At 42.2% G+C, this 410-nt stretch carries 1 pseudogene; it reads left to right on the top strand.

Going from position 1 to position 410, the window contains the following annotated elements:
* Positions 1-158: 158 nt before the first annotated feature.
* A pseudogene (locus ACYVTD_RS17295) lies at positions 159-410 on the top strand (hypothetical protein); the annotation flags it as partial.

The raw sequence follows: 410 nt of genomic DNA, 5'->3' as shown, positions 1-410 counted from the left end.
TTTGCCCGAAGGAGAGGAACATGTTCCCGCTCCGGCAGAAATAGACATTGATACATTTTTTTCGTATAAAATTACAGTAAAGGACAATACCGTTTTTTGCGGCGGAAAAAAGTTGTGTCTAAACGGAAACCCGGTGCGTACTAAAATAATTCCCGAAGGTGAAGTGCATTAATACGGAATATATTAAAGATATAAAAGAAGCCGATCTCGCCGTCTGCGAAAACGCCGACTCATTTTTACAATCATCAATGTGGGGAATTTTCAAATCACGTTTCGATTCAACGGCAAGAGCGTTTTTAATTGATTGGCAAAAAAATGAAACTACGCAAACCCTGCCGTTATTGGCTCTCTGCCGCCGCTTCGTGCTACCTTTAGGTTTTGGTTTCTCCTTTGCATACGCTCCTTGGGCG

It is taken from the genome of Treponema sp. R6D11, assembly GCF_054786075.1.
This window is presented reverse-complemented; position numbering and strand designations above follow the sequence as displayed.